Genomic DNA, 23,512 nt, shown 5'->3' on the forward strand with positions numbered 1-23,512 from the left:
TGGAACCGCCGCTAGCTCAAGCAGGCGCCGGGAAGGGAACACCTATCTGGAAGAGCCCTGGAGCGTGGTTGCAGGAGAAGAATCTGAGCCGTGGTTTTTGGATATTTTTCACGGCCGCATTCTTTTTCGATTTTGGGTTTGCGATCTATGTCTTTCTCTTTAATCTTTACCTACTGGACCTTCACTTCAACGAACGGATGATGGGGTTGATCGGTGGGGCGATGACGCTGGGTTCCGTGGTGGGGACGCTTCCTGCGGGTCTGCTGGGACGGAAGTTCGGGATCCGCCCGCTCATGATCGTCTGTTTTATCGCTTCCACGGTGCTCTGTGCTTTGCGGGTGGTGATCGTGTGGGAGAACGCACAGCTTATTCTGGCATTTCTGAGCGGATTAGCCATGTGCCAATGGGGCGTATGTTTTCTTCCGGCGCTGGCGCGGCTTACGACCGAAGAAAATCGCGCCTCGGCCTTCAGCCTGATCTTCTCCGTGAGCATTGGTACTGCCACGCTTGGCGGTATTGTGTGCGGATACCTGCAGCAGTGGCTAAAGATGGCCGGATTCGTGCTGCAGCCAGTCGAGGTGAAGAAGATCATTCTGCTGAGTGCCTGCGGCATTGCAGCGATGGGGTTAGCGGCGGTGCTGCGTCTGAAGATGCCTGCGCCTCTGCAGGAGGAGCAAACGCCGCAGGAGAGTCAACGAAAAAACTGGATGCCACATCCCTTCCTCCTACGCTATCTGCCGGCAATGGCATTATGGGCAGCCGTGATAGCGGCGTTCACGCCGTTTGCCAATGTCTACCTGTCGAAGAACTTGCACGTTCCTATGTCGCACATCGGGCTTATTTTTTCCCTGGCCCAAGTTGTGCAATTTTGTGTTGGACTGCTGACGCCTGTGTTGTTTCGGCGTCTAGGCATGATTCCTGGGATCGTTGTGACCCAGGTCGCTACGGCTGTGAGCTTGGGATGCCTGGCCGCGACGCACAATCCGCAGGTGGCAGTAGGCCTTTACCTCGGCTTCTCTGGATTGCAGTGGATGAGCGCTCCAGGACTGTACAACCTTCTGATGAGCAGGGTGCCGGACGAAGAACGTAGCACTGCGGCTTCGGGTGCATTGTTCTGCAATGCGGTGGTTGCATCGGGAGCGACGGCGGGAGCGGGGATTTTGTTCGTTCGATTTGGATATCCGCATGTGTTGATGGGCATTGCGGCAATGGCCTTTGTGGTGGCGATGCTGTTCTGGTTGCTGGTGGGGTCTATGGACCGCGGCGTGCCGATGCAGCCAAAGACCAAAGTCGGCTCGCTTAGAGAGATCGAGGTCGAGGGATGAAACGAGTCTGCGTGGTGCTTCTTGTTATGACGTTTGCTAGTGTTTCAAAGGCCAGGGCATTGCAGCCGGGAGGGGTGCAGCTCCTGTGTCATCGGACTGCGAATCAGGATGTTCCGGAGAACACGCTGGAGTCGCTGGAACAGGCGGCTTTGCTGGGCTGCAACGTGGTGGAGCTCGACGTGCGGCGCACGCTGGATGGGGAGCTGGTACTAAACCATGACGGCGTTCTGGAACGGCTGACGGATGGCATCGGAGAAGCGGAGACGACTTATTCCGGCGATCTGGAGCTGCGCGATTTTGGCGGATGGATGGGCGACCGGTTTGCCAGGATGCGAGTCGCCAGATTTGAAGATGCTCTGAGGCTGGCCCGCAAGATGGATATCCGGCTGGTTGTAGATATGAAGACGAAGGGCATGGGCGCGGATGTACTGGAGCTACTGCAGCGCGAGGGTATGCTTGAGCGTGTTCAGTTCAATGGCGAGTGGTCGGATGTAAAGCAACTTTATCCAGCGGCAACCGACGCAGGCACCGGGACGGCGTGGGTCCAGCCTGGAGTGACGGCTGAACAGGTAAAGGCATATCACCACGAGGGCAAAGCTGTCGTAGCGAATTTTTCCGCCAATGAACATCAGTTGGATCTGGCCGCTATGAAGGCCGCCGTGGCTGCGGGTGTGGATGGAATCAACGTGGACTATCCGCGTCTGGGTGCCGATGCGGTGGGGCGTCCGGTCGAGCGGAAGATCCATGAATTAGGGGTCGATGCCAGCTCCGGACAAAATCCTTCGCGAGCGAAAGCCATTCTGGCGCTGTCGAGGTATCGTGGGTTTCCTCTGCAGGAGAAGTTTGCCGGCTGGATGCTGGATGCCGACGATAATGTTTCGCGTGCGGCGGCTCTAGCGCTCGTAACGGCGCGGCCACAGCCACCTCTGTCGGTGTTTGCCGAGGCACTGCAGTCGGAACATCAGGATGTGCGGGCCAATGCGGCATGGGCCCTGGGGATTCTCCACGCCCCTGCCAGTATGTTATTGGCGCTGTTGCAGGACAAGGATCCGCGCGTGCTGCAGGAGGCGTTGATGGCACTGTCGCGTGCTCCGGGCGATGTCCCTACTGCGGCGCTGTTGCCGTTGTTATCGAATGAGACTGCGGCGGTGCGCGGGGCGGCGGCACTGGCGTTGGCACGGCACCAGCCTGAAATTGCGGTCAAGGCGATTCCAGTGCAGATGCGGTTGGAGATGAAGGCCTCGTTGAAGCTGGGAGAGGACTATGCGCGGCGCGGCAAGCCAGAGCTGACGCAGCCAGAGATCGATGAGATTTCGGGCCGTTTCCGCAGCCAGATGAAGATGCTGCAAGCGCTCTCCATGTTGGAAGGGCCGGGAGCCACCCAAGCGCTGGAGGAATTAGCGTTCGAACCGGGTGAGGGATTCACACAGTTTGACAGCATGGTGGCGGGATTTAAGCTGTGGGACAGGATTGGAGCCGATGCGCAGCCGGCCGTCGAGGCGCTGGGATCGAGCGACAGCCAGATGGCGGATCGCACGGAGTGGATTCTCGTGCAGGCAGGTCCAGCCGTGCTGCCGGACGTGAGGAAGGCCCTCGGAAGCGAGAAGCCCTCAGTTCGAGAGCGAGCGATTCGGATTGTCGCCTGGCAGGGGGATACAGAATCGTTGGAGATATTGCGGACGATGCTGAAAACGGATGAGCCGGATGCTGACCTGGTGTCGTGGGCCATCGAAAAGATCGAGAGTCTTCGATCTAAGGAATAGACGCGCCCGACAACATCGTGGCAATCCGCTGACACCGTCTTGACAACTTCGTTCAAACGCTGCACAAAAATCGAGGTTGGGCCTATGCAGCGCTCTCATACAAACACGAAGAACTATTCTCTTAGCAGGGTGCAGCAACTTCGCGAGGCCATCTTGTTGACCTTTTGCGACCCTATGCCTGCGGAGTGTGAGAGGCTGCAGAAACTTCCCAGCAGGAGATGGCAACCGCTGCTAACGTGGCTGGATACTAGCGGATTGGCTCTGTATTTCCTTGACCGCGTCACGCAATTGGGACGGTGCGAGATGCTTCCACCAGCGGTGTTGGCGCGTTTGCAGCAGAATCTAGTGGACAGCACTGAGCGCACTAGCAGCATGATCGCGGAATCGACCGCAATTCATCTCAGTCTGCAAAAAGCCGGTCTCTCCTATGCAGTGCTAAAGGGATTCTCATTGTGGCCAGTCTCCGTGCCTAAACCTGAGCTGCGCTCGCAACTGGATCTGGACTTTCTGATCCCGGCGGGGAGCGCGCCTGAGGCGCGGAGGATTCTCGAGGCGAGAGGCTTTCGCCTAAAAGCCATCTGCGGCAGGAGCTGGGAGTTCAAGGCGGGTACACCCGGCAGGGCTTCGCTGAAAAACCTCTACAAGCCCACACTTCATCGCAGCGTGGAGCTGCATCTGGAGACGAATGATCGAGGGTCGGACTCACTGTTGGTCCGCACTGAGAAGCTCTGTTTTCATGGCGTCTACATGCCGGTTCTTCACCCGGTTGACCTGTTCCTGGGGCAGGGGCTGCATCTTTATAAGCACGTGTGCGGAGAGTTCTGGCGTGCGGCCCACCTGATCGAGTTTCGCCGACACGTTCTGACGCGATATCACGACACAGCTTTTTGGCAGGAGCTACGGACGCTTGCCGAAGGCAACTTGCGGGCAACCGTAGGACTGGGCGTGATTACACTCTTGATCTCGCGTACGATGGGCGATTTTGCCCCGGAGGAGCTTACCTGTTGGACAAGCGACCCGCTACCAATTCGGATCCGGTTATGGGTCGAAAGATATGGCCATCAGTCGGTCTTTGCCAGCCATCCCGGAAGCAAACTTTATCTCGTGCTTCAGCGGGAGTTAGAACGTGCAGGCCTGTCGGCAAAACGGTCACTAAGCCATGCGTTGTTGCCCACCCGCTTACCGCCGGCTATCGCTCAAGCCTCGGCGAATGAGAGTTTGTCGGCGCGTCTCGTCCGGTATCGCAGGCAAGCAGATTTCACGTTGTTTCGACTACGGTTTCATCTTGTGGAGGGATTGCGCTATCTATGGGAGTCTAACCGCTGGCGGCAATATGTAAACGCGCGTGATCGGTAGATGGAATGTAGGGGAGTGCACGGTCTGGGCCACCGCGGGATTTTAGCTCCCTATGGACAGACGCAGGCACCGTGCACGCTGGTTACAATTCGTTAACAATTCGGCGACAGCTACCTGACAACTTGACCGCGGAAGATTGGTAGATTCATCGTGATGGAAACCCAGCCGCGTGCACGTTCTAAGGATCCATTGGATGGAGAACGGTCCGTTGGCTGGCGCCCTACGATTGGTGAGCGTTTGAAGTTAGCGCTTTCTCTTGTGGGAAAGCAGGAACGTTTAACTTTTCCTTTGTTGATCGCAGAGAGAGTAATTGTAGGTTTTTGCGACCTGTTGCTCGCGGGTGCGATGTATCTTCTTTTCCTATTGTTGCAGGGCGCATCGCCTGTACACCATGGGTGGTGGACCCCGAAGTCCACTCTATCGGCAGCATTCCTCACGGCAACCCTCCTCCTCCTAAGAGTTTTGTTGGATCTCGCGTCGACACGCTCTGTTGTAGGCCATATTCAAAAGATCTATACCGATATTCTTCTGCGGCTGACACATGGCTATAACGATATGCAGTGGGTGCAGTTCGCCCAGCGAAATCGAAGCGAGCTTCTCAACCATGCAATGCATACGGCTCGTGAAGCTTCCAATTTCTACCATCTTGGTATCGAGATAGCAGCCAGCTCTATCGTCATCGCGTGCATGACGATGGCTCTCATATATCAAAGTCCTTCAGCCGCCTGTGGACTTGGTCTAACGACAGGAATGCTTTATGGTGTGCATCGATTTCTAATTCGTAGAAAGTTGCAACGGTCCGCAACTGAACGCGAAGAAGCGCTGCGCACCCTTCAACGGAGCCTGGCGGACATGTTTTCGTCGGCAAAGGAGCTGCGTAGCTATGGGGTGGAGGATTTCTTTTCCAAGCGCATCGCCTCGCAGGCGCGAACCGCAGCAATAAGCCATCAGAACGTAGCCTTTCTTCCCCAGGTCGCACGTATCATCACCGACCAGGGAGTGGTGCTGCTCTTTCTGTGTGTGGTGATCGCTGTAGAACTTCGTCACGGAGATGTGCGTCAACTACTGTCTCTTCTTATGTTTTATTTTGTACTCTCGAGGCGTCTGCTCCCCCTGATAAGCCAGATATCGTTCATGGCGGGTCAAATGGAGAGTTCATACAAGAACGTTCAGATTATCGCAGGGGAGCTGAACGAATGCTCTATACACCGCACAGCGCGACCCGATGCTCAAAGGACAAATGGCGACGTACTTGCCGAACTCGAGCAGGTGAGTTTTTCGTTTCACGAAGGAGTGCCACTCCTTCGGAGTGTGAGCCTATGCCTGCGGCGAGGCGAGACGGTGCTATTGCAGGGGACCTCGGGAAGCGGAAAGAGTTCGCTTTTGAGTATCCTTGCAGGCGTTTTACATCCTGATTCTGGCGCGATACGTATTGATCGCACGGCGGTCGCTTACGTGCCGCAAGATGTAATTTTGCTTGATGATTCGATACGCAATAATTTGATTTTTGGACGCGATGTCAGGAGCGATGCAGAACTCATGAATGCGTTAGCTACCGCCAACCTGGAAGAATTTGTGGCAGCGCAGCCATTTGGACTGGATACAGAAGTCGGGGACAATGGCATCCTTTTTTCAGGTGGCCAACGTCAGAGGTTGGGACTCGCACGGGCGATCGTGGGTGGCGCGAGCCTGCTCTTGTTGGATGAGGCGACATCGGCCTTGGATGAAAAGACTGAGTCAAAGGTGCTCGCGAATTTGCGCGCTTCAGGCGTAGCGATCCTGCTTGTGACGCATCGTGCACCAAGTTGTGATTTCGCTCAACGGGTGTTTCGACTTGAGCATGGCTGCCTAACCGAAGAGTCGATCCGGGCGCATTCATTGTTTGAGATCGAAACGGTCGCCCTGGCGCTGTGAATCGACTGAAGGCGCGCTGTTACTTGTGTCGGCGAATGCATAAATGGGTTGGCCGCCGTCCGCGATAATTACACCGAAGCCGTTGAAGGCCAAGAGTTTCCTGGACTGTGGACCCTGATGCCAGGCTCGACGCGAGGACTCTCCTTGAGCATGCAGGTGGGCGTTGCGAAGCACAAAGAAGCCCTGTTGATTGCAACTCAACAGGGCTTAGTGTCCGCCGAAGACAAGGCTTGGTTATGGGTTGAGGAAGCGCAGCAACTCGGCTTCGTCGCGCATGCTGAGGGAGGCCCTTACGCGCATGTGGCGAACGACGGTGCCAGAGATTCTGGGCGAAAATCCCTCTGGCGTGTTATGGCAACGCGAGCAGTTCTGCTGGAAGATGCGGGATCCTGCGTCCTCATGTTTTTGCTCGACATGAACGGCGGGATGGCCTTTGTCTGGTTGCGTGCTGGGTGGTCGAGCCTGCGTCGCCGTCTGCGCGAGAGCAACCGATGAGCTGAGCAGTACGAAGAAAAGGAGGTTACGTTGTGAATTCATGATCATTTTCCTTTCCAGGCCGGGGTGAGAAACCGGTAGACAATCCCCGTCTGCCAGATGTTGTAATTGCCGGTAGAGGCGAACTCTCGAGAGTAGCTGGTGAGAATTCGCGTGTTGTGGGGGAGGTTATAGTCCAGACCGAAGTCAGCGATCTGCGTATTCACCGGCGGGAGTCCATCGCTCACGACGTCGTCCCGGCGGAAGGTCTGCTGCATACGAAAGAGAGGTTCAATGCGCCCGATGAGGCTATCGAACCCACCGAACGCCTGGGTCCGGTACGCGGTTTCAACCCAATATCCTTGTGCGTGGTGTCCACGAGCGAACTCCGATCGAAGCTGGAATCCGGAGTTCACGGGTTCCCACCACACATGAGCTCCATAGAAATTCTCCTGAACTCCCTGCAGCAGTCGGTTATAAGATAGTCCAACCTCGAGGCCGTGGTTGGGGATGAAAAGGCTGACGCGGCCGCCCGTGGACCGCTTAGCCTGGAAGTATGAATTAGTTACGCGGCTTGAAAAATAGGCGTTGTAACTTAGAGAGTATTTGCTGCGTGAGATCGCGGAGCCGCTCAGCATTCCGCCGGTACCTGTGCCGGTACTCTCTGTGCCGAGGTTCGCAATCAGAGGCCCCTGTTGAAAATTCCCGATCCAGATTGGCGAGAGCCGATCGTTGTAGGTGTTGAACGGGATTAGGTAGCTACCGCCCACAACTGTGATGTGGGGTGAAAGGGTATAGTCGCCCTGGAGATAAGTAAGACCGATGAAATGGGAGTGGTTGTAGCCCGGAAGACCGTTGCCGTTTGGTGCGAAGGATTCAAGCAGGACCGCCCGGGACTCTATAAGCAGTCGCGGACCAATGGGCGCGGCGAGCAGGGGCTCGAATATAGGAAGGTATGTTGTTTGCCCTGCGGTCGTAGCCGAGAAGAATCCGATACCGCCGGAGAGCAGAGGAGTGTTCTGGGCGGCCATCGAACGAAAGGAACAGAACACTACCAAAGTTAGGATGAAAAGCGTTCTTGACCTTGAAAATAGTGAAAGGAGGAATTGGAGTCGTGATCCTGGCATATCCACGACAGTAACTATTCGCCTCGGTTAGGGTGTCTCCCGCTAGTCTGCGTTGTGTCAATTGATTGTCATTCAGTTAAAGTGGGTAACTTATGCTTGGTGCGGCCTCGAAAGAGGACAAATGATGGGCGGCTCATTCATAAATAAATCCGAGAGACCGCAGCAACAAGACAGTGACAATCGCTTTACGCTGACGTGACAACTCAGTGATTGAAGGCCGACTAAAGTTGCCACTATCGCTTTTCGTGTAGCAGCGACTTGGAATTCGAATCGCCACGTCGCCGGATTCTAGGGTGTGCGCTTCAGCGTAGTTCCGAATAGATGACAGTCTTTCAGGAACGATTTGAGACCGAGTGTGGACCGTGAGGGAAATGTTGAAGGACAATCGCCATGGGGATTAGTACTGATCTGAACGAGACCATGCGCGACTGGGATTCGCTTGCGGAAAGGGATGCCCTATGGGCCATTCTCACCGATGCCAGCAAGGTCAACGGTAGATGGGATATCGACGAGTTCATGGCGACGGGCGAGGCCGAGATTCAAACTGTCATGGATCACCTGGCGAGAATCGGCTGTCCTCCGATGACGAACGGCGTCGCTCTGGACTTCGGGTGTGGGGTCGGCCGTCTGACCCAGGCAATTGCCTGCCGGTTTGCTTCTTGTATCGGTGTTGATGTTTCCGGGGAGATGATTCAAAGGGCCGTGCTGCTCAATCAACACACACACTGCCGATACGTTACGAACTCGGATACGAAATTGCCCTTTGCCGATGGCAATTTTTCGTTCATATATAGCAACATTGTTCTCCAGCATTTGCCGCGCCGCCTCGCTGCAGAGTATTTAAGGGAATTTGTAAGAGTACTTGCTCCCGATGGCGTATTGGTATTCGGCGTGCAGGATTCTTTTGCCGTCAATGATACCAGGTCGCTATTATTCAGGGTTCGTCAACAGGTACGAATTCGCTCGAGGATCAAGAACTTGTTGAAGATTGGTTCTGCGGACATGAAGATGCATTGCATGTCCGAAGCCATCGTCCGCCAAGCCCTAGGCGCCGCCGCGGTGGTAGATATTCAGCTCACGAATACCGCGGCAAAGAACTTCAATGGAAGCCTGAGATATGTGCAGCACGCGCCGACGACGGGATACATCGGAAAGCAATATTCCGTTACAAAGACGCCTCGTCCTTTGCGTACTTATAGAGATGTCCGTTAGTTTGCTCAGTGCTGCCTGGGGTTTCCTTGTGTGTCGGGATCACCTGGACGCTACAAAGCCTTCCTCTCCGGCACTCTAACAAGACAATGACAATTCGTTGACCGACGCATGACACCCGGACTGTCTCGGTTATTTACGGTGAGAGTGAAGAGAGAAGCCCAATGCCTGACTCCTCCAACATCTCCCGTTATTTCCGTGCCGCGAAATGTCATCCTTCGCAGACGTTACCCATTTGCGATCGACTGCTCTGGGCGGTGTTGATTGCGGTGGTGCTGACAATATGTACGTGCCTTCCTGCAGCACGAGCGCATGGTCAGATCCCGACTGGCGCAGCTCCGTCGCAAGGTACAGCGCAGACTGGAACAGGGGATACCTCGTCGGATTCGACAGGAATTTTGTCAGGCTTGTCACCTTCAGATTCCGGAGCATCTTCGGATACCGACCAGGATCGCAATTCCTCGATGACTTCAGGTAACGGGGGAATTCCGCTCTCTCTTTCTTCCGACCAGATTATTCATATCCTCCAGCAGAATCCGGACCTCGTCGTTGAGTTGAAGTCTCAGGTCGCTGATCGTCTCCAACAACAGGGAACGGAAGTCGACGCAAATAACATTACGGACCAGATGCTCTATGACCAGATTGCGACGAATGCCGATTTGCGCACAAACATCACAACATTCTTGCGAGCGCGTGGGTATGTATCCTCCAACGATCTTCCTACGACGAGCGCAAACGTGAGCGATGGAAGCGTGGATGGCGAGCCATTCCCCGGGCAGCACTCGTCCGGGGGGACTGACGCGGCCAGACTTGCCGCGGCTTCTGGCCTTGATTCCGGGACATCACCGACGGATCAAACGGATAATGCCGTGACATCGATTCAATCCATGAACTCTGTGGGGAACACAACGGTTAGCGAGGAAAGGCGGGGACGTGTGGCGGGGAATGCGTCTACTGACGTGCCGAAGGTTCTTCGGCGGCCGACACCTTACAACCTTCAATCGATGCGGGATCTGTACACGCAGATTCCTGAACAGTCGGCTTCGTTGAAGCGGTTCGGTTCCGAGGTCTTCGTGAACCGGAATATGTCCGCGATGGCGCGTGGAGGTGCGGGTCGCGACACTCCACTCGATGTGCCGTTGGGCCCAGACTATGTTATCGGGTCAGGGGACACCCTCACGATCAACATGTGGGGTGGGATGACCCAGAGCATTAGCCGCGTCGTCGATCGGGATGGCCGCATTCTGTTGCCCGATGCCGGATCCCTTGATGTTGCCGGGCTCCCGTTGCAACGAGCAGAAAGCTTAATTGAGGAAGCGCTCAAACGGCAGTATCGAGATGTACAGGCGACCGTCACAGTCTCGCGTTTGCGGTCGGTGCGCGTCTATGTTGTCGGCGATGTGCAACGCCCCGGCGGCTATGACATCAGTTCACTCGCAACGCCATTGAGTGCGCTTTATGCGGCTGGCGGACCGACATCCGTGGGTTCTCTCCGCGTCGCACGCCATTATCGGGGGCAACAGCTGATCGAAGATGTCGATTTGTATGACTTTCTGCTGCACGGTGTCCGCAACGGAAGCGCTCACTTCGAAAGTGGGGATACTTTGCTCGTGCCGCCGGCCGGCCCGCAGGTGGCGATCTCCGGTGCGGTAAAGCGGCCTGCGATCTACGAGGTTAAGTCTGGTGACGCAACGCTTGGTTCCTTGATCAGCGATGCCGGCGGTGTCACTGCTTCGGCCTCGCTCGGCCATATCAGAATCGATCGCATAGACAGCAACCATCAACGCGAGACGATAACGTTGAAGGGCGCTGACGATGGAAGTTCTCCAACCGGAGGCGATGCCGTTGCAACCTACCAGCTGAAAGACGGTGATCGCATTCGCATCGGCCTCATCTTGCCGTACAGTCAGCGAGCGATTTATCTGGAGGGTCATGTGGCCCGTCCTGGCCGCTTACCTTACACCGACGGCATGCGCCTCAGCGATGTGCTTCACAGCTATCGCGACATGCTACCGGAGCCGGCCGCGCATGGTGAAGTCGTTCGGCTTGTTCCCCCAGATCTCCATGCCGAAACCATTGAATTCGATGTGCCCGACGTACTCATCGGTAATGCAAATCTAGATCTTCAACCGTACGATACCGTTCGCATTTTTGGTCGCTATCAGATTGACGCGCCGAAGGTCAGCATCCAGGGCGAGGTGCTCAGGCCGGGGACCTATCCGCTGTCGAAGGACATGACGGTCGCTCAGCTTGTCCGCATGGCTGGCGGTTTCAAGCGTGATGCGCTTCTGACTAGCGCCGATTTGACGAGCTACGGAATAGTCGACGGAAACCGAATCGACGGAAGACTCGCGACGGTTCCAATTGGAGCAGCAGTCAGTGGAAGCAGTCCAGGCGCGGATGTTTCGCTCAAGCCTGGAGACATATTAACGATTCATCAGATCACCGGTTGGAACGAGATTGGCGAATCGGTAACGATCGTCGGACAAGTGAGATTTCCAGGGACGTACGGGTTTCAAGAAGGAGAGCGGCTTAGTTCCGTTCTTCGGCGGGCTGGAGGGTTCCGCGATACGGCCTATCCCACTGGAGCGGTGCTGGTCCGGGAACAGGTGCGCCAACTGGAAGAGAAGAGCAAGCAAGAGCTCATTCGTCAGATAGAGACCAGTTCGGCCTCCGCGCGCCTTTCGCCAAACCTGGGATCGGGGGATTCCGGAACAACACTTAAGCTCATCCAGGCGCAGCAAGACCAGGTTTTATCGCAACTGAAGAGCCAGCCGTCGAGCGGCCGCCAGGTCGTCAACATAACCGCTGACATTGATAGCTGGGCCAATACAGCTGCAGACATCGAATTGCGTCGAGGAGATGAGTTGACTATTCCGAAGCGGCCGAGCTTTGTTCTCATAACCGGCCAGGTCTATAACGTCACCGCACTTACCTTCACCGAGGGCAAGACCGCAAAGTGGTATCTCCAGCACGCCGGCGGGACTAGTGATGCTGCGAACCGTAAAAGCATCTTTGTAATCCGCGCGAACGGATCGGTGGTTGGACGTCACTCAGGAGGTGAAAGCGTGCTTTCCACGAAGCTTGATCCCGGCGACGTTGTAGTCGTGCCTCAGAAGGTGATCGGCGCTTCGCTCTTTTGGCGAAATCTACTAACGGCCGCACAGCTGGCCTCATCGATTGCTATTACTGCAGCTGTGGCGAACCTCTAGTAAGCGATGGTCTCGCCACGTTCCATAACGTTTTTCCTCGTATGTCTGATGCCCACGACGATGACTCAAGCTAGCTACCCATTCAATACGCGCAACTCGGCGGACATGGCATCGACATACGTGCCAGTGGAGAGTTGGGTTTATCCCGCTCTCGATCGTCTCGCAGCCGAGGGCTTCGCTCCGAGCGCTATTTTCAGTCTTCGTCCGTGGACGCGCATCGCCTGCCTTCGCTTGGTCGAGGAAGCGGAGAGACGCCTCGCGCTTGATCAAAAGCCGCCAGCGGATGCTGCTACGCTCCTGCGCAGTCTTAGAGAAGAATTTGCCGTAGAACGGCTGCGGGTAGATGGAATGCGCAACAGTGACCTCCGTCTCGAGTCTGTTTATGCGCGGAGTACAACAATTGTGGGAAGCCCGCTCACGGATGGTTATCATTTTGCCGAAACCATCGTCGATGATTACGGGCGCCCGTTCGGCCAGGGAGAAAATAACTATACGGGAGTCTCCTTTCACGCTGCGGCTGGGTCCTTCGCCGCGTATGTCAGCGCGGAAGTTCAACGTGTCCCATTCGATGCCGCACCGGATGCGACGGTCCAGCAGGCGATCGCTGCAGCCGACTTCACCTCTGAAGGAGCTCTTGGTCCTCCTTCTGGCTTTACGCGTGGACGGTTGTTGGACGCGTATGTCTCCTATACCTTTTCGAATAACCAATTCACCTTCGGCAAGCAGACGCTGTGGTGGGGACCGGCACGGAGCGGAGCGACCCTCTTCAGCAATAATGCAGAACCGGTGACGATGCTCCGCTACGATAGGGTGAACCCTCTGATCCTCCCGGGTTTCCTGAAGCTCCTGGGTCCGATGCGCATGCAATTTCTTCTGGGGCGGCTATCGGGTGCGCAATTCGTGCAGGCGGACGACAGTATTATTGGGCGCCCCGGCTTTGCGTTAGGAGATCAACCTTTCATTCATGGGGAAAAGCTCGCCTTCCAGCCCACGGAGAACTTTGAGTTCAGTGTCTCGCGTACGGTGCTCTTTGCTGGCGAAGGCGCGCCGTTCACGACCCACACCTTTCTGCGCAGCATCTTTTCAGTGTCCGGGGGAAATGAACAAAACGATCCCGGGGACCGGCGCGTCGCCGTCGATGCGACGTATCGAATACCAGGATTGCGCAAGTGTCTGACCGGTTATGTCGATGGGTTTTCTGAAGACCAACCGTTCCCGCCTATCTATCCGACGGAAAGTGCGTGGATCTCCGGCTTTTTTCTTCGCTGCGTGCCAGGCCTGCCCCGTTTGACCGTCCGCGCCGAAGGTCTTCTATCGCCCCATCGAGACCTTGCCTTTCCCGGTTTCTTTTATTTCAACGTTCATTATTTGAGCGGATACACCAACAACCGACAACTCATAGGCAGTTGGATTGGGAGGGAGGGTGACGGTGAGCAAATATGGACGACGTGGAATCTTTCGCCGCGGTCGTCGATCGAAGCCAGCTACCGGGGCATGACCGTCAATCGCGAGTTCCTGCAAGGTGGTGCGTTACACGATTTCAGTGTGGCCGCCAATCTACAGGTTCATCACGAGTGGTACTTGAGGCTGGAAGATCAAGCAGAATGGTGGCGATTTCCTTTGCTCTCAACAACGCCCAAACGCAACGATGAATTCACCATTCAGCTCTCCTATATGCCCATTGGGAAGGTGAAATAATGACAAGCTCAGCCACAGTGCCCGCCGTTGATGAGACGGAGTTGCTCGCGGCCGAACACAACACGCACTGGGCGACGCGGGCAAGCCTTCTTTGGCAGCACCGGCGAATACTCGCACGTGTTGCGGCGATTTCTCTGGCCGTGGGCCTCTCTGTAGCGTTCGCCATTCCGAAACAGTACACGGCGGTGACCACCATCATGCCTCCTGACCAGCAGGGTTCCAGCGCGATGCTGCTGGCTGCACTGGCAGGACGGAGCGGTGGTTTAGGTGCGCTCGGCAGCCTTGCAGGTGGCATTCTAGGCGAGCACGCCACAACGGCGCTCTTCATCGATCTCTTACAGAGTGGAACAGTGAGCGGTCATCTTATCGAGCAATTTAACCTCAAGCACGTCTATCACAAACGCTACAACGTTGATACGGCCAAGCATCTCGCCCGCGTTACGAAGATTACCGACGACAAAAAGAGTGGGGTCATCACAATCAAGGTGGAGGATCATGATCCGGTGCGGGCTCGCGATCTCGCCCAGGGATATCTCGACGAGTTGAACCGGCTTGTTACGCGGACCAGCACCTCCGCAGCGCGCCAGGAACGTATCTTTATTGAACAACGGCTCCGCAAGGTTCAAACGGATCTTGAACGTACAGAGCTGGAGCTCAGCGAATTTTCAAGCAAGAACAGCACCATCGACATCAAGGAACAGACGCGAGCGATGGTGGATACGGGCGCACGTGTGCAAGGGGAACTTCTGGTTGAGCAATCCGGCCTTCAATCGCTCCGCCAGATCTATGGAGACGGCAATGTGCGTGTGCGCGAGACAGAGGCACGTATCGCCTCACTCCAACGCGATCTCGACAAGATGGCTGGCTCATCGGCTCCTCTCATTCCACAGGTCGCTGACGGCAGTGATGCAAAATCTACTCCCGAAGAAAAGGGGGAGCTCTACCCGCCCTTGCGGCAGCTTCCTCGTCTGGCTGTTCCCTACGCGGATCTCTACCGCCGTGTGAGAGTGCAGGAAGCGGTCTTTGAACTCCTCACGCAACAGTATGAAATCGCCAGCATCAACGAGGCGAAAGACACCCCTGTTATCAAGGTGATCGACCCTCCGGGGGTACCTGAGCGGAAATCCTTCCCGCCTCGTATTCTGCTCGCTCTTCTATTTACCTTCATTTCATTCGGTGGAGCATCGGCCCTGATTCTGGTACGGCACCACTGGTCGAGCGTCGATCCCCGCGATCCTCGGAAGCTGTTGATGTCAGAAGTCCTGTCGGTACTGCGTAGACGCTTCCCGACCGTCTTTGCGCGGAGGGGACGTGCGGTATGAAAAGACACCTCACCAATGCCGTGTACGGTGTCCTGGACTATACCTCGTATCCCTTCGGGATGTTGATGGCGGCGCCTGTTATTCTTCACAAACTCGGCGCAGCGGAGTATGGCCTTTGGATGATCGCTACGGCAGTCGTGAGCGCCGGCGGCATCATCGCCTCCGGCTTCTGCGATGTCAACATTCAGCGAGTGGCGCGCCTTCGCAGCAACGGAGAAATCCCTGCCGTGGTGCAGACGGTTCGCAGCATGATGGGTATTAACCTTGTGCTCGGCTTCACGATTGCATTAGCCGTATGGATTGCAGCGCCCTTTGCGGCACGCCACATTGCGGTCTCAAGTCTCACGCCAGTAAGGGAGTGTCTGATCTGCGTCCGGATGGCGGGTGGGATGATCCTGGTTCGCGCGGTTGAAAGCGTCGGTGTCAGCACGCATCGTGCCTTCGAGCGATATCGCGGCACGGTGCAGATCAGCGCAGCGCTCCGTCTGCTGACTCTCGCTTCTGCGGCGATACTCGCGCTCGTTGGATGCCGCACAGTGAGCATCCTCATGGCGACGGCGGTCTTTCTGGCTGTGGGTACCTACTTTCAGTTTCGAGGACTGCGCACCCTTCTCGGGCCTGTCGTCCTGTGGCCCACCTTTCACCTTCGTGAGGCGAAGGCATTGGTTGGGCTCGGCGTCTTCCCGTGGCTACAGACGCTCGGCGGCGTCGTCTTTGGGCAGTTCGACCGGATCCTCCTGGGTGTCTCCCTCGGAGCACTTGCAGTTGCCCCATACGCGTTATGCGTTCAGTTTGCGCAACCTGTCTTCGGCCTGACTGCCTCCGGCCTTCACTTCCTGTTTCCTTATCTTTCCGGACGTGTAGGTACGCTTCCAAACGCAGCGCTGAAACGAACGTTACTCAAGGCATTCGTTGTAAATGCGTTGTTGGTGGCTAGCGGTGCAGGCCTGCTGATTCTCTGTGGCAATCGCTTGATCCGACTGTGGGCAGGTTCGGCAGTGGCGAACAGCGCGAAGGAAATCTTTGTCCCAATTGTGCTTGGCTCGGCGCTGATGGGATTAAGTGTCACTGGGACGTATGCCATGCAGGCGCTTGGCCTCTTTCGGACAGTTGCCGTGGTCAGTCTGGGTGGAAGAGCGGCGATGTTGCCGGTCATGATCTATCTTTTGCACCACGCGGGCCTGCGTGGATTGGCTGCAGCGCGCGTGTGCTACGGATTGATCGCTTTGATTGTTTACCTGCCATTGGTTCGTGAACTGGGGAATACCAGAAAAGGTATGAGTTCTGCGTGGGCCATGGCCGCTCCTGGGGACCTTCAGGAGGGATCGCAACCGTGAAAATCATGGTCACTGCGGCTTCTTTCTCCTCGGAGATCTCCGGGATCCAGCGCCACGCCTTCAACCTGGTCCGGTGCCTCCTCCGCCGGCCAGAAATTTGCAGAGTGGACCTCGTGGTGGCTCCATGGCAAACGCAGCTCGTGCGAACCGCCGGCCTTCACCGTGACGTCCGCCTGACCACCCATGTCGCAGATATGAAGGAAGCTTCGCTGAGTCGAAATTTCTGGTACTACCGAAAGCTGCCATCGCTGGTCGCCCGGCTTCAACCCGATCTTGTTCACCTTTCGTACCCTGTGCCCATCGATGCCGGAACGTTCGGCTGTCCCACGGTGCTGACCCTGCATGATCTCTATCCTTATGAGATCCCTGAAAATTTCCGATTTCCTCAGGTCATCGTTAACCGCCTCATCCTGAAACAGTGCCTCAGAAGTGTAGATGCTATCGCCTGCGTCTCGGATACGACGATGTCATGCCTGCGACAGTACGTACCGGCTTCTACGTATGAAAAAGCTTTACGAATCTACAACTGTGTCGAGCCAGAACCGCAGAGGATTGTACGATCGCCGATCCCAGACTGGTCGGGTGAATCATTTCTGCTCTGCGTAGCGCAGCATCGCCGAAACAAGAATATTGTTCTACTCCTGGAAGCTTTCCAGCGTCTGACCCTTGCAAAGTCTATCCGTCCAAGCATGAAGCTGGTGGTGGTTGGTATTGAGGGTCCAGAGACGCCGGGCATTCAACAGCGGATATCGGATCTTGGATTAGCTGCCCGGGTTGTTCTGCTTCGAGGTTTGTCCGAACCGGAATTGCAGTGGTGTTACACGCGTTGCGAAGCGGTTGTCGTTCCATCAAAAGCCGAAGGTTTTGGTCTACCTGTTGCTGAAGCTCTCCTGGTGGGGTGTCGTGTTCTTTGCTCTGATATTGCATCCCTTCGTGAGATAGGCGGAACACATTGTGACTACGTTGCATTGGGGACCGATGAAGAAGACGCGCTTGCCAAAGCAATCGAAGCAACTATTCAAGAGCCGCGGAAGGAGCCCGTTTTGCTTCCTCATCTGTCGGCTGAGGTTCTTGCGCTTGAGTATTTGAAATTTTATCGCCAACTGCTGTCATCTCGAAGGTCTCTGCCGAACGTGAAACGCAATGTGCGGTTCAGCACGGCGGCGCCGGGAACACAGTCATCAGACTCGAACCTGTCCTCTGGAGCTGTGGAGCAAGGGGGGGTACATGGCTGCATCTGAGTCGCAGGTTCCAAGTCTTTATGCGGATGCTCTAGAAGACATCCAAGTGCGACGGCCAGCTCTTTCGCGGGAGTCATTCCGCAGAGCAATGATTCTGTCGGAGCTGTCTGCGGACTTTCTTACCTGCGCGATCGCTGCGATCGGGGCATACTTTCTCCAGTTATATTTCGGCGCACATGTTCAATGCCCGATCCGCCAGGTTGTCGCCGTCGGCATTCTTCAAGGGATCTTCGCCGTGCTTCTGCTGCAAAGGATGAGGGCATCGGAGGTTGACGCGAGCCTGCTGCGCATTCGGGAAACCGAACGCGCCTTCCGGACCTCCGTCCAGACACTTTTTCTTGTCTTGTTCATGACGTTTCTATTTAGGCTCGACTTCCCGCGGTCCGCAATTCTCATAGCGCTCGGACTGACTCCGATCCTGCTGATCGTGCAAAAGCAGACGTTTTCCTCGATCTTGCGAATCCTGCATGCAAGAGGATGCGGCATCGAACGCGTGGTTGTTTATGGTGCGGGAGAGACCGGGAAGCACGTTGTGTCGACGCTGTTTTATTCACCCCGACTAGGGTTCCGTCCGGTAGGCGTAATTGGGGACATGTCTGCGCGCGCCGGCAGTTCTATGTTCGAACTGGGTTATCGGCGCAGTCACTCGGTTCCAGTAGAACGCGGACCGGTCACTCCGGCTCTTCTGAAATCTCTCGGTTGCAGCTTACTGATCGTAGTGATGCCGCCAGCGTGCTCGGAAGACATCACTGAAGTGATGCATGCCGCGAATCAGGCGGAAACGCCAGTTGCCCTGATGTCCCGGATTTTGCCGCAGGACAGGAGCCGGGAGGCATCCATTGAAGTGGATGGGTGGCAAGTAGCTGCTCCCTCGGAGCCGAGTTCCCAGTGGCCCTACCTGTTCATCAAGCGTGCTATGGATATTGTTGTGTCGTCACTGCTGTTGATATTGCTTGGCCCTTTCCTTCTCTTGGTTGCGCTGATGATTCGACTAGGGTCGCCAGGCCCCGCACTCTTTGTACAGAAGAGAGCGGGGAAGAATGGTGAGCTTTTCAATATCTACAAGTTCCGCTCAATGTATACAGGAACCCCGAGATACGATGTCTCTCCGACTGAATCGAGCGATCCTCGGATCACCGGGCTGGGACGATTTCTCAGGCGGACTAGCCTGGACGAGCTGCCCCAGTTGCTCAACGTGTTTCTGGGGAACATGTCGCTGGTGGGGCCGCGGCCGGAGATGCCGTTCATCGTCGAGCGCTACAACGACCAGCATCGGCGAAGGCTTCAGGTGGCTCCGGGAATCACCGGCTTGTGGCAACTGAGCGTTGACAGAGCGTTGCCCATTCACGAAAACATTGAGTATGACCTCTACTACATTCGGAACCGCACGGTCTTTATGGACGTCGCTATCCTACTGCACACTCTACTTTTCGCGATGGGTGCCGGAGTATGACGAGGCCGGTTGAACTTCCAAAGCCTGGATCATCGCTTGGAGTAGCCCGCATACCCGTTCGCCAATACGATGAAATCCCGATTGTGCCTGTCTCGGACTTCTTTCAGGAGTACGCAAACGTCTTGGGAGTCAATGTTTCGGCTATCGATCTTGACCGGGCAGTCGAGATGGCTGATCGATGGATATCCGCGGAGAATCGAGGATACATCTGCGTCACTGGTGTGCATGGAGTCATGGAAGCCCAGTCGGATCCGGAATTCCAGCACATACTCAATCACGCATTCATCAACACGCCAGACGGGATGCCGATGTCGTGGGTCGGGCGACTGCAGGGATTCAGCAAGATGGATCGGGTGTTTGGTCCGGATCTTATGGCGTCCTTATGCCAGCTTTCGATTGAGCGAAACTATCGAAACTTTCTATATGGTGGCGAACCCGGGGTTGCGGAGCTCCTAAAAGAGAAGCTCGAAAACACATTTCCGGGTTTGCAAATCGTTGGCACGTATACGCCCCCGTTTAGAAACCTCACGAGTGAAGAGGAAGAAGATATCTTCGGTCAGTTGCAAACGTCGCGACCGCACATTCTCTGGGTCGGCCTCAGCACTCCAAAGCAGGAGCGATTCATGGCACGTTATATCGATCGCCTTCAGGTGCCGCTCCTGGTGGGCGTGGGTGCGGCATTCGACTACCACACCGGGCGTATCAACGATTGCTCTGACTGGATCAAAAGCGCAGGCTTGCAGTGGTTTCACCGCCTCCTCCAGGATCCAAGGCGCCTCTGGAAACGGTATTTGAAAAACAATCCCGCGTTCCTCTGGAAAATTGCATTGCAGCTATCCAAGCTCAAACGATACCCCACGTCAGGCAAACAGACGCAACGAATAGTAAGAACAAGATCGTGACAATCTGCTAACGCGGGTATGACAAGCCGCCACCGTTCGACTAGGTAGGGTAGATGTGACCGACCAATACGGTTGGTGCTGCGGGGTGAGTCGCCGGAATGCACCACTCGGATTGGGAGCGCAGACCTAAAGGAGATGTAATGAAAACAAGCTTTATGAGACGGGGAATTTTGGTTGGGATTTTGGCTGCGGGCCTCTTCCCGGCGTATCTGGCTGAGGCCCAGGATGCGCCTCGCAGAATCGAAGTAACAGCGAAACGCTTTGCATTTGAGCCCGGAGAGATCACTTTGAAAAAGGGTCAACCGGTCGTTCTGGTTTTGAAAAGCACGGACGCCGCGCACGGACTCCGCTTTCGCGAGTTAAATGTAGATATCAAGGTTGGTGCGAATGGCACAAAGGAAGTGCAGTTCACACCGGATAAGGTTGGAGACTTCGTCGGGCACTGCTCTGTCTTCTGCGGTTCCGGTCACGGCAGCATGATGCTCACACTGCACGTGGTGGAGTAGAGATGCACCGGCTCCTGACATTCACTTCGGCGATTCTTGTGCTGGGGATGGTCGGCTGTAAGGCAAATCCTCCGGGTAAGGTCGAGGCGAAGACCATGACCTTCGCTAAACATCACATCTTCGTAGGAAATAAAGGCCAAACGAACCCGTTGCCATCGGACGCCAACACCTGGGCCGATGGCAAGGAGGCTTTCTCCCATTATTGTGTTGCTTGTCACGGGATGGATGGTCAAAACACGGGTGTTCCCTTTGCCGATCACATCTCACCGCCGATTCCGCTGTTGAACTCTAAGGAAGTGCAGAGCTACACCGACGGCCAGCTCAAATGGATATTGGACAACGGAATCAGTCCGTCCGGTATGCCTGGGTCGAAGGGAACTTTGAGCGACGACGAACTCTGGTCCATTATTGTTTACCTGCGACGACTTCCACCTGCGGGCAGTCAAGGTGCGCCGGACATCTATAACCACTGAAACCACTGAGTGATTCGCTTACGCGAGGCGTAAATGAGCATGCGCGGCAGCCCAACAGAGAAGCAGCGAATCAGAATCCCAGCCGCGACCGGGCTGTCGGTTCTTGTGGGGTCCTTCTTCTCCTTCAGGGTTTTCATCATGCTACTTTCCGTGCGGCTTCTCGGAACTAGCGAGCAGGCCGGCGTTGAAATCAGTCTCGCACTGAATTTCCTTCTACTCGCGCTCGTCGCCTTTCAAACAATCGGAGCGGCTGACCCGGAGGGCGCAAGGGTGCTGCGGCTCACAAGTGCGCGTTGGGTATTCATTTTTTTGTGTATTTCCTGCATGAGCCTGTTTTGGAGTGCCACGGCGTCGATGCCAGCTGCCATCGTTTATTGGTGTGCAATGGCGGCGGACGTTGGGATGGTCGTCCTTTTACTTCGTATGGGTCCGGTGAAAGAGGTTGCCACCAGTCTCATGAAGGGCTACGTCGTCGGTGCGTGCGTGGTTGCAATCATTGCCTGGCTACTACCGGCCCAGTCGGACCTTCGCCTGGGTGATGAGGAACTACTTGGACCCAACCAGATCGGATATCTTTGCGCATTCGCTTTATTCTTTGTGCAGTACCTGATGCGCGAGAAACTTGGGAAGTGGGTTCCGGCGACGTTCATTCTTGCCGTAACACTGCTGCGAAGTCTCAGCAAAACATCCATCGTCGCGTTTCTTATCGCGGAGTCATTTCTGCTGATGAAAGACAGATCCATACGCCGCAGAACGAAGGTTATGCTTATCTTCGCCGGCATAGCGACAGTAGCCGCATTTTCAGGTCTTCTCACGTCTTACTTCGACATTTATACGAATGCCGGAAACAGTCCCGAGACCCTTACCGGCCGCATCGGCATTTGGACCGTCATTTTAAGTGAGGCGGTTCAACAGCCATGGATCGGCCATGGTTTCCACGCAGTGTGGAATGTGATTCCGCCCTTTGGAGATTTCGAAGCGAGGCATGCACACAACGAGCTCATCCAACAGTTCTACGCGTATGGCATAGTTGGGGTTTGTATGCTGGGCGGTCTCTACGGGAGCTTTTACGCACAGGTTCGACGGGTTTCCTCGCCTTCCATGAGAACTTTCTGGCTTTCTCTTCTGCTCTTTGTTCTGGTACGTGGGCTGACGGATACAGAACCGTTCGACCTCTCGTTTCCCTTATGGGCGATCGTCATGATCAGCATGCTGATTGAGAACAGTCAGGCTCTAAGGGACGCACAGCCGGCTGGGAATCCTCGAGGACAATTCACCAGAGCCACCACGCCCCAAGTTCTTGCCTCGAACTTATAGGGGGAATCTGGCGCCTCGTGCGAACGCAATTGTCATCCGAATGTCATTTCTAAGCTCTTCGATGGAAAATACCAAGTCACTTCCACGAGAATAGAATGGAGGTCTTGAACGATGATCGCGGATATGAATGTAATGGAAGAACGAATTGAGCTCGATACAACGCCGTCGGCAACTCTAGGCACGATCCTTATCATTGAGGACGACCCTCGCATGCAGAAGGTCTTGCGCAGGATTTTTATCGAGGAGCAGTACGCGGTTGTCGTTGCGGGTGATGGCCAAACCGGGCTTGATTTATTTCGTAGCGAACATCCTCTCGCCGTCGTTCTGGATCTTATTCTTCCGCGAATTTCCGGGCGCGACCTTTGCCAGGCCTTTAAGAATCTTTCCAGCGAGACGCCAATCATCGTGCTGAGTGCAATCAGCGAGGTTGTCGACAAAGTGCTGCTGCTTGAGTTGGGTGCTGACGATTATGTTACGAAGCCCTTCAGCCCACGAGAGCTCACAGCTCGCGTTCAGGCAGCAATTCGGAGACAACGTAGACCTGTGGGAGCCTCCATCTATCGTTTTGGGGACTGTGAGATCGATTTCAAGAGTATGAATGCGCGGCGTAAGGGAGTTCCCGTAGTCCTGACTGCGCACGAGTTCAAGCTACTGAAGTTCTTCACCGATAATCTTGAGCGGGTACTTACACGAGAGGTGCTCCTCAACGAAGTGTGGGGATATAGCTCGTATCCGACCACGCGCACCGTGGACAACCAGATCCTGAAGCTCCGCCAGAAGCTGGAACCGGATCCCGCCAACCCCAAACATCTGCTGACGATTTACGGCGCAGGCTACAAATTTGTCCCATAATCTTAACGTCGGTCGATGGCGGGATGATGAG

At 55.6% G+C, this 23,512-nt stretch carries 18 protein-coding genes; 16 read left to right on the forward strand and 2 right to left on the reverse strand.

Features of this window, described 5'->3' with window-relative positions:
* Positions 1-68 precede the first annotated feature (68 nt).
* From GSQ80_RS18585 to GSQ80_RS18600, 4 genes are all read left to right on the forward strand, one after another.
* On the forward strand, positions 69-1,325 hold the full coding sequence (locus GSQ80_RS18585) for an MFS transporter (RefSeq protein WP_254059758.1): 1,257 nt from the start codon (positions 69-71) through the stop codon (positions 1,323-1,325).
* Positions 1,322-3,088 carry a HEAT repeat domain-containing protein gene (locus tag GSQ80_RS18590; RefSeq protein WP_158789146.1) on the forward strand — a complete coding sequence of 589 codons (1,767 nt, stop codon included), beginning with the start codon at positions 1,322-1,324 and terminating at the stop codon, positions 3,086-3,088. The genes GSQ80_RS18585 and GSQ80_RS18590 overlap by 4 nt, the downstream gene beginning before the upstream one ends.
* Before the next feature lie 174 nt (positions 3,089-3,262).
* Complete coding sequence (locus GSQ80_RS18595) at positions 3,263-4,444, forward strand: nucleotidyltransferase family protein (RefSeq protein WP_256369917.1); 1,182 nt, start codon at positions 3,263-3,265, stop codon at positions 4,442-4,444.
* 153 nt (positions 4,445-4,597) lie between these two features.
* Positions 4,598-6,358, forward strand: coding sequence for an ABC transporter ATP-binding protein (locus tag GSQ80_RS18600; protein ID WP_158789148.1), 1,761 nt, complete (start codon positions 4,598-4,600; stop codon positions 6,356-6,358).
* Between the two features lie 234 nt (positions 6,359-6,592).
* Here the strand turns inward: GSQ80_RS18600 and GSQ80_RS18605 are convergent, their stop codons facing one another.
* Entirely contained in the window at positions 6,593-6,895 is a 303-nt protein-coding gene (locus GSQ80_RS18605; RefSeq protein ID WP_158789149.1) for a hypothetical protein, read from the reverse strand.
* Between the two features lie 2 nt (positions 6,896-6,897).
* The gene (locus tag GSQ80_RS18610) at positions 6,898-7,863 is read right to left on the reverse strand and encodes a hypothetical protein (RefSeq protein WP_158789150.1); all 966 of its coding nucleotides are present in this window, start codon (positions 7,861-7,863) and stop codon (positions 6,898-6,900) included.
* 486 nt (positions 7,864-8,349) lie between these two features.
* On the opposite strand from GSQ80_RS18610, the gene GSQ80_RS18615 reads away from it, so the two are divergent.
* The 12 genes from GSQ80_RS18615 (at position 8,350) to GSQ80_RS18670 (ending at position 23,481) form a co-directional block, all read left to right on the forward strand.
* A complete protein-coding gene (locus GSQ80_RS18615) occupies positions 8,350-9,171 on the forward strand; it encodes a class I SAM-dependent methyltransferase (RefSeq protein ID WP_254059760.1) in 822 nt (273 codons plus the stop codon).
* Between the two features lie 461 nt (positions 9,172-9,632).
* Positions 9,633-12,380 carry an SLBB domain-containing protein gene (locus GSQ80_RS18620; protein WP_254059761.1) on the forward strand — a complete coding sequence of 916 codons (2,748 nt, stop codon included), beginning with the start codon at positions 9,633-9,635 and terminating at the stop codon, positions 12,378-12,380.
* A 48-nt stretch (positions 12,381-12,428) separates the two neighbouring features.
* Entirely contained in the window at positions 12,429-14,078 is a 1,650-nt protein-coding gene (locus GSQ80_RS18625; protein WP_158789152.1) for a capsule assembly Wzi family protein, read from the forward strand.
* Positions 14,078-15,400 carry a Wzz/FepE/Etk N-terminal domain-containing protein gene (locus tag GSQ80_RS18630; protein WP_158789153.1) on the forward strand — a complete coding sequence of 441 codons (1,323 nt, stop codon included), beginning with the start codon at positions 14,078-14,080 and terminating at the stop codon, positions 15,398-15,400. Before GSQ80_RS18625 ends, GSQ80_RS18630 begins: the two co-directional genes overlap by 1 nt.
* Positions 15,397-16,737 carry a lipopolysaccharide biosynthesis protein gene (locus GSQ80_RS18635; RefSeq protein ID WP_158789154.1) on the forward strand — a complete coding sequence of 447 codons (1,341 nt, stop codon included), beginning with the start codon at positions 15,397-15,399 and terminating at the stop codon, positions 16,735-16,737. Before GSQ80_RS18630 ends, GSQ80_RS18635 begins: the two co-directional genes overlap by 4 nt.
* Before the next feature lie 5 nt (positions 16,738-16,742).
* Entirely contained in the window at positions 16,743-17,978 is a 1,236-nt protein-coding gene (locus tag GSQ80_RS18640; protein WP_254059773.1) for a glycosyltransferase family 1 protein, read from the forward strand.
* On the forward strand, positions 17,965-19,431 hold the full coding sequence (locus tag GSQ80_RS18645; RefSeq protein WP_158789156.1) for an exopolysaccharide biosynthesis polyprenyl glycosylphosphotransferase: 1,467 nt from the start codon (positions 17,965-17,967) through the stop codon (positions 19,429-19,431). The genes GSQ80_RS18640 and GSQ80_RS18645 overlap by 14 nt, the downstream gene beginning before the upstream one ends.
* On the forward strand, positions 19,428-20,333 hold the full coding sequence (locus GSQ80_RS18650; protein WP_158789157.1) for a WecB/TagA/CpsF family glycosyltransferase: 906 nt from the start codon (positions 19,428-19,430) through the stop codon (positions 20,331-20,333). Before GSQ80_RS18645 ends, GSQ80_RS18650 begins: the two co-directional genes overlap by 4 nt.
* A 140-nt stretch (positions 20,334-20,473) precedes the next feature.
* Positions 20,474-20,839: a cupredoxin domain-containing protein gene (locus GSQ80_RS18655; RefSeq protein WP_158789158.1), complete on the forward strand. Its 366-nt coding sequence runs from the start codon at positions 20,474-20,476 to the stop codon at positions 20,837-20,839.
* A gap of 2 nt (positions 20,840-20,841) precedes the next feature.
* Positions 20,842-21,312 (forward strand): c-type cytochrome, encoded by a 471-nt coding sequence (locus GSQ80_RS18660; RefSeq protein WP_158789159.1) that lies wholly within the window; start codon positions 20,842-20,844, stop codon positions 21,310-21,312.
* Between the two features lie 33 nt (positions 21,313-21,345).
* Entirely contained in the window at positions 21,346-22,629 is a 1,284-nt protein-coding gene (locus tag GSQ80_RS18665) for an O-antigen ligase (RefSeq protein ID WP_158789160.1), read from the forward strand.
* 132 nt (positions 22,630-22,761) lie between these two features.
* Positions 22,762-23,481 (forward strand): response regulator transcription factor, encoded by a 720-nt coding sequence (locus GSQ80_RS18670; protein WP_158789161.1) that lies wholly within the window; start codon positions 22,762-22,764, stop codon positions 23,479-23,481.
* Positions 23,482-23,512 lie beyond the last annotated feature (31 nt).

Source organism: Granulicella sp. L46 (genome assembly GCF_009765785.1).
Taxonomy (GTDB): domain Bacteria; phylum Acidobacteriota; class Terriglobia; order Terriglobales; family Acidobacteriaceae; genus Granulicella.

Coding starts and splice junctions, on each gene's coding strand:
- GSQ80_RS18665 (WP_158789160.1), top strand. CDS start 21,346: ATGAGCATGCGCGGCAGCCCAACAGAGAAGCAGCGAATCAGAATCCCA.
- GSQ80_RS18590 (WP_158789146.1), top strand. CDS start 1,322: ATGAAACGAGTCTGCGTGGTGCTTCTTGTTATGACGTTTGCTAGTGTT.
- GSQ80_RS18610 (WP_158789150.1), bottom strand. CDS start 7,863: ATGGCCGCCCAGAACACTCCTCTGCTCTCCGGCGGTATCGGATTCTTC.
- GSQ80_RS18625 (WP_158789152.1), top strand. CDS start 12,429: ATGCCCACGACGATGACTCAAGCTAGCTACCCATTCAATACGCGCAAC.
- GSQ80_RS18645 (WP_158789156.1), top strand. CDS start 17,965: ATGGCTGCATCTGAGTCGCAGGTTCCAAGTCTTTATGCGGATGCTCTA.
- GSQ80_RS18615 (WP_254059760.1), top strand. CDS start 8,350: ATGGGGATTAGTACTGATCTGAACGAGACCATGCGCGACTGGGATTCG.
- GSQ80_RS18605 (WP_158789149.1), bottom strand. CDS start 6,895: ATGAATTCACAACGTAACCTCCTTTTCTTCGTACTGCTCAGCTCATCG.
- GSQ80_RS18620 (WP_254059761.1), top strand. CDS start 9,633: ATGACTTCAGGTAACGGGGGAATTCCGCTCTCTCTTTCTTCCGACCAG.
- GSQ80_RS18595 (WP_256369917.1), top strand. CDS start 3,263: ATGCCTGCGGAGTGTGAGAGGCTGCAGAAACTTCCCAGCAGGAGATGG.
- GSQ80_RS18650 (WP_158789157.1), top strand. CDS start 19,428: ATGACGAGGCCGGTTGAACTTCCAAAGCCTGGATCATCGCTTGGAGTA.
- GSQ80_RS18600 (WP_158789148.1), top strand. CDS start 4,598: ATGGAAACCCAGCCGCGTGCACGTTCTAAGGATCCATTGGATGGAGAA.
- GSQ80_RS18640 (WP_254059773.1), top strand. CDS start 16,743: ATGGTCACTGCGGCTTCTTTCTCCTCGGAGATCTCCGGGATCCAGCGC.
- GSQ80_RS18630 (WP_158789153.1), top strand. CDS start 14,078: ATGACAAGCTCAGCCACAGTGCCCGCCGTTGATGAGACGGAGTTGCTC.
- GSQ80_RS18670 (WP_158789161.1), top strand. CDS start 22,762: ATGGAAGAACGAATTGAGCTCGATACAACGCCGTCGGCAACTCTAGGC.
- GSQ80_RS18660 (WP_158789159.1), top strand. CDS start 20,842: ATGCACCGGCTCCTGACATTCACTTCGGCGATTCTTGTGCTGGGGATG.
- GSQ80_RS18655 (WP_158789158.1), top strand. CDS start 20,474: ATGAAAACAAGCTTTATGAGACGGGGAATTTTGGTTGGGATTTTGGCT.
- GSQ80_RS18635 (WP_158789154.1), top strand. CDS start 15,397: ATGAAAAGACACCTCACCAATGCCGTGTACGGTGTCCTGGACTATACC.